Source organism: Nostoc sp. 2RC, assembly GCF_014222165.1.
In the GTDB taxonomy this organism is placed as follows: Bacteria; Cyanobacteriota; Cyanobacteriia; order Cyanobacteriales; family Nostocaceae; genus Nostoc; species Nostoc linckia.
In genome coordinates this window covers 1-6,209 of record NZ_JACKZU010000440.1, presented here as the reverse complement: position 1 = coordinate 6,209, position 6,209 = coordinate 1, and the positions used below count along the sequence as shown (strand labels likewise).

The 6,209-nt window shown below is 41.7% G+C and carries 5 protein-coding genes; all 5 read right to left on the bottom strand.

The features are described 5' to 3' along the window. Positions 1-165 precede the first annotated feature (165 nt). A complete protein-coding gene (locus GNE10_RS30810) occupies positions 166-1,416 on the bottom strand; it encodes a competence/damage-inducible protein A (protein ID WP_185569644.1) in 1,251 nt (416 codons plus the stop codon). A 347-nt stretch (positions 1,417-1,763) separates the two neighbouring features. After that, the gene (gene glyA, locus GNE10_RS30805; RefSeq protein ID WP_185569642.1) at positions 1,764-3,047 is read right to left on the bottom strand and encodes a serine hydroxymethyltransferase; all 1,284 of its coding nucleotides are present in this window, start codon (positions 3,045-3,047) and stop codon (positions 1,764-1,766) included. Between the two features lie 607 nt (positions 3,048-3,654). Then, on the bottom strand, positions 3,655-3,906 hold the full coding sequence (locus GNE10_RS30800) for a hypothetical protein (protein WP_099066692.1): 252 nt from the start codon (positions 3,904-3,906) through the stop codon (positions 3,655-3,657). A gap of 3 nt (positions 3,907-3,909) precedes the next feature. After that, a complete protein-coding gene (locus tag GNE10_RS30795) occupies positions 3,910-4,776 on the bottom strand; it encodes a hypothetical protein (protein WP_185569640.1) in 867 nt (288 codons plus the stop codon). A 165-nt stretch (positions 4,777-4,941) separates the two neighbouring features. Beyond that, positions 4,942-5,718 carry an RNA polymerase sigma factor SigF gene (locus GNE10_RS30790; RefSeq protein ID WP_185569646.1) on the bottom strand — a complete coding sequence of 259 codons (777 nt, stop codon included), beginning with the start codon at positions 5,716-5,718 and terminating at the stop codon, positions 4,942-4,944. Positions 5,719-6,209 lie beyond the last annotated feature (491 nt).

Below are 6,209 nucleotides of genomic sequence, written 5' to 3'. Positions count from 1 at the left end.
ATATAAATCTTAAAATTTTTAAAAAATTAGCAATCTAAATTCAGCAAATATAGGACTTACGCAACGCCGATATTGTCATTGCGACCGAAACGAAGTATAGGGAAGCAATCCCAGAGTTTTGGCGATTACTTCACTTTGCTGGTAATGATAAATATTAATTAGCTGCTACCTTGTTAACAACCTCCGTCGCAAACTATCCAACGCTGCATTTGCACTCACATGGCGAATCAGAGAACGTCCTCGCGCCGCACCAAAATGATACTCAAAACTTGCCACTTCATCCTTCGGCCCCGCCAAACCGACATAAACCAAACCCACTGGCTTAGTATCTGTTCCCCCAGTAGGGCCAGCAATACCAGTGATACTCAATCCCCAAGTTGTAGAAAGTCGGGTTTTAACTCCAATTGCCATTTGTTCTGCAACGGTAGCACTTACCGCACCAAATTTATCTAAATCTTCCTGGTGAACTCCTAGCAACCTAACCTTCGCTGAATTGTCATAAGAAATGACTCCACCCCAAAAGTAATCAGAACTCCCAGAAATCTCTGTTAACATTTGCCCTAGTCCACCACCAGTGCAAGATTCTGCCACTGAAAGCGTTTCTTTTGCCCCACGCAATAACTCACCAACAACAAAAGCAAGATTATCATCATTGATACCGTAAAAATCCAGCCCAGCGATTTCTTTAATTTGTTTTTCCACAGGTGCAATCAAAGCTTCTGCCGCTGCTTCTGAATTTGCTTTTGCAGAAACTCGCAATCTGACTTCCCCTTTACCTGCATAGGTGGCTACGGTGGGATTTGGCAAATTTAAATAAGAAGCAACCTTTTCCGCTAAAGCAGATTCACCAATACCCCAAAACTTTAAACTGCGGCTGTAAATAATTTCCTTACCCCAACCTTGACTTTTGAGAAAAGGAACGGCTGTTTCTTTCCACATCGGGTGCATTTCGCTAGGAACCCCAGGAAAAGTAAAAATCGTGATTTCTGGACGGGGTTGCCAAATGATACCTGGTGCAGTTCCAGTGGGATTGGGTAGAATTTCCGCCCCTTGCGGAATTAAAGCCTGCTTGCGGTTACTTGGTGACATTACTCGACCGCGTTGGGCGAATTTCTTGGTTATATCTTCGATAATTTCTGGGTCTTCTACCAAGGGGGCTTGAAAAAAATCGGCGATAGTTTCACAAGTGAGGTCATCTGGAGTGGGGCCAAGACCGCCAGTAAAAATCAGAATTTGTGCCCTGGAAATAGCAATTTCTATAACTTGCTTTAACCGTTCTGGATTATCACCAACCACAGTTTGATAATAATGGGGAATACCTAACTGGGCTAATTGTTGCGCCAAAAATTGAGCATTGCCATTGAGGATGTCTCCTAGTAGCAATTCTGTACCAACACAAATAATTTCTGCACTCATTGGAAGGAATAGTTAAGAGTTAGGAGTTAGGAGGTAGGAGTTAGGAGTTAGGAGTTAGCAGTTAGGAGTTAGCAGTTAGGAGTTAGGAGTTAGGAGGTAGGGAACTCCAAAAAATAAATCATTCCGATTTAGGTCGTTGACTGTTCACTGTTGACTGCTGACGGTCAACCTTCAACGGTCAACAGTCTTCTATGGAATATTTTTTTACTTGGAAGTCCCTTAGGAGTTAGGAGTTAAAATTTATCACTCTTAACTCTGTAAGTATCATCCCAGGCTATGGCTGGTATGAGTGGGGAGTGGAAAACTTAAAACTCATCACTCTTAACTCTTAACTCCTAACTATCATTTCACACTAGTGCTGGTACTGGAATTTGCAAGTGAGGATATAAGGGGAAGCGATCGCACAATGCGGCCACCCGGCGTTTACAATCTTGGGCGACTTCTTCGGAATCTGGAGAAAGCAAGCGATCGGCGATAATATTTGCTATTTCGGTAAACTCTGCTACTCCTAAGCCCCGTGTTGTCATTGCTGGGGAACCTAACCTTAGACCACTGGTCACAAATGGCGACTGCGGATCGAAGGGAACAGTATTTTTGTTAGCAGTAATATTCACACGGCTGACTAGTTGATCGGCTTGCTTACCTGTCATACCAATAGAACGTAAATCTACCAGCATTAAATGGTTATCAGTGCCATCAGACACTAACTTTAAGCCGCGATTTTGTAATTGTTCTGCCAAAGCACGAGCATTTTCAATCACTTGGGCAGAATAGGTTTTAAACTCTGGCTTGAGGGCTTCTCCAAAAGCTACTGCCTTAGCAGCAATCACATGTTCCAATGGCCCGCCCTGACTGCCAGGAAAAACTGATTTATCAAGCTTTTTACCCAGTTCTGCATCTCCAGTCAAGATTAAACCACTTCTAGGGCCGCGTAGAGTTTTATGGGTAGTTGTTGTTACAACATGACAATGGGGAATTGGGTCTGGATGAAGACCACTAGCAACTAAACCAGCGATATGGGCAATATCAGCAAGTAAATAAGCGCCGACTTCATCAGCAATACTACGAAATTTTTCAAAATCGATAATACGGGGATAAGCAGAATAACCACAAATCAGCAGCTTAGGACGCTCCCTTAGCGCCAGCTCCCGAATTTGGTCATAGTCAAGTTGTTCTGTCTGTTTGCTGACACCGTAATGACTAACTTGGAACCACTTACCTGAGACGTTTACAGGAGAACCGTGGGTGAGATGTCCGCCATGAGACAAATCCATCCCCATAATTTTGTCCCCTGGTTCTAGGAGGGTCAGAAATACAGCAAAATTCGCTTGTGCCCCAGAATGAGGTTGTACATTGGCATGGGCAGCCCCAAACAGTTGTTTAGCACGGTCAATGGCCAGTTGCTCAATTTTGTCGATAAACTCACAACCGCCATAGTAGCGTTTACCAGGTAGTCCTTCGGCGTATTTATTTGTCAGTACTGAACCTTGAGCTGCCAGTACAGCAGGCGAAGTAAAGTTTTCACTAGCAATCAACTCCAAATGGTCTTGCTGACGCTGTAGTTCGTCGTTGATTAACCCCGCGATCGCCGGATCGCTGGAGATGAGAAAATCTAAATTAGTCTTAGTCACTTCGATTATCCTTATGGAAATTTGGACAACGGCTGATTTTGGTTGTATCAGCACCTAAACAACAGTCAAGTGTCCATAGCTCAAAGTAGTTCAATGGTTTTTGACTGCTCTAGAAAGGCAATTAATTGAATTAAAGTTAAACTCAAGCTCGATTAATGCATTAACAATCATAACGTTGCTTTTTCACCCTGCGTTATTCAAGTTTCTTTTCCCGAAGCGGGGAGAGGTTCCCACAGAGAGCGTTTCTTTGGAATCTGTCGAATTCACGTTAATAGAACTTACGCATGGTAAACGAAAAATTAAGGGTTTGGGCTGTATATGGGGCATTGTGCAAGAAAAAATCCCCAATGCCCTATGCCCTATTCCCGACCTCAATAAATACAGGACTTACGCAAAAATAACGTAATTCCGTCATTACGAGCGATAGCGAAGTAATCCCCCCTGACGCTGGGATTGCTTCCCTACACTCCATTACGGTCGCAATGACAATATCGGCGTTGCGTAAGTCCTAAAATACATCTCGCTGCGTAAGTCCTGGTTAAATCACATAACAAGACTCCCGATTTCTCTGAGAAGTCGGGAGTCAGAGGTTTGCTATTTTCACAAATCAAATAGGATTCAGATAGCGATTTTGATAGTAAGCCAAAATCTGGTTAACTCGTTGCTGACTTTCTAAAGTAGAGTTTGCTGAGCGCGTAATCCCTAAGCCGCCAATTTGGCTTTGATTGTAATCAAACTGTTGAGATGACTGGGGAATTAAATCTACTTCTACCCCTTCCACTTGACGTAAATGCGCCGCGATTTCTCGATAAACTGCTAAAGGTAAACCAGGGAATTCAATTGTTTCCTTAGTTTCCATCTTTTATGAAGCTCCCACATTAATTGGATTTTGGGGGGCTGTTGTTCCTAAAATAGGATTGCCAGTTGCAGATGCCGCTGATGGCGTTGCTGCTGATGGCGTTGAGTTGACAGGCCCTTCCCCTACCATTTTGGCAACTTCGATGCCATTTTGTTCCAAAATCACAATCGGATTGGAACCTCCATTCATTTCAATGCGTTTAATTAGTACGCCATTTGCTAATCGCTGTCCTGCCTGGACGTAACGACTGGTGGGTTCATCCGGTACTTTAATAATTGCCTGGGGTTCTTTAGTAATGAGAACGACACCAGTCACAACCACTGCCCTTGCTAAGTCAGGTTGTGGTGCAGGTGGCAATACAGATACTAAAGTTGGGTTCGGCACCACTTGAGGCAAAACCTTAGGCAAAACTGAAGTTAAGGTAGCATTGGCTTTTTTCGGTACAACAGCAACGGTATTTTTCTTTTGATTTGAAGCTATGGTACTCGTTGGCAGTTTTCGCCCTGAGATTGATGCAGTTGGTAGCTTAGGTAATACAGGAACAGGTCTTATGGATGTTTTTGGTACTCCAGTAACCGTCTGTCCAAAAATTTGAGCAAAGGGGTCAGTGCGATTTTTTGATACCAAAACGATTCGTGCCCGTTCTGTAGGATTAGTAGATTGAATTAAGCTCAGACTAGGAGAAGAAACTTGTGAAACCTGTTTAGCAGGTATCACTGGATTTTTGAAGGATTGAGCCGCTGTTTGCGACTTTTTTGCTATTTTCGGAATTGGTGTCGGCTCTATGGCTTGTGGTGTTTCTTCAGAAGCACATCCAGCGATGGCCAAGCTAAAAATAGCTGCAATTGTAATTGTTAAATTTCTGCCCATGAGTCTTTCTCAAAAGCCATTGGAGAATTGAAGAATTGAAATTAACATGCCTGAAATTTCTCTTCAAGGCAAAGTCTTTTCCCGTTATAACCTAATTTTTTGATTTTCAATGGTTATTTTTTCTACCGTCAACCCAGCATAACTGCGGTTTTACTTTGTTGGCAGTTAATCCTCTGCTACACCCATGAGCTGTTTCATCAAATCCAAGCCTTTCTTAACTCTACGGGAAACAGTTACTACACTAATGCCCAAATGTTCAGCTACTTGCTTTTGTGTCAAATCTTGCAAAAACACGCATTCCAAGACATCGCGAGTGCGTTTTTCTAGCTGAACCAATGCCTGTTGCAAGCGAAGTTGGTCTTCTTGTGCTAATTGAAAGCTGCGATAGTGAGGATCTGGAACTAATTCTCCTAAACAAGTAGAACCTTCTTCTCCATCCTGGACTGGTACATCTAAACTCAAGGGAGCGCGATTCACCCATGCTAATTTGATCTCTTGCCATTCGGTAGGAGAAATTTTTAGTGCTGCTGCTAATTCGGAATCTGTTGGTTGGCGATTATGTGTTTCACGCCAAGAACGTGAAATTCCTATTGCTTGTTGTTGCAGGGCTAACCATCTGCGAGGAATTCGCACTGTTACGCCTTTATCCCGCAGATAATGTTGAATTTCGCCTCGAATATAGGGAAGAGCATAGGAACTAAAGGCATGTCCCTTGGAAAGTTCAAATCTTTCAATAGCCCTAATTAAACCCAAACATCCGACTTGGAGCAAATCATCATAGGTTTCATGACATTGATTTGTCCAATAGTGAGCTTCTTTTCTCACAAGTCCAAAATTGAGTTTTACCAGTTGATTGCGAACATTTTCAGAGCGAGATTGCTGATATTCTCGTAACAACTGCCAAATTTCGTGTTTTAATTCATTGGTGACTGTGGTAGGCATAGCACCGGGTTTATTGAGCAAATAAAGAATTAATAACTCGTGCTTAAACTCAGCTGCGATCGCACACGATATCAAAGACAATATCGTGCTGTATGCTCTAGTAAATTGATGGTAAATAACAAAATTTTCTAGAAATTTACCATCATTCACTTGACAATTTAGCAATATTTAAATGGCTGAAATAAGTTCGATTTAGTTTTGTATCCAGCAAAACTTAAGAATCCAGAGCAGAGCCAAAGACGATCTTAAATTCTGATTTGTGATTTATTCTGCAATTAATTTGGGTACGATCTGTAGTTGGATTTGAAAAACTACATAGAAATAAAATATATAATTAATTACCAAATATCAAACCGAAATTGTACTTAATTTATTCAATTCATTCTCAAATTGACTTCTATAAACAAAATTCAAAAAGTAAAAAGTTTATTGGAAAAGTAAAATTTGAATTCACAGTAAAATTACATATATAGTTCGATAAATTCATTAAT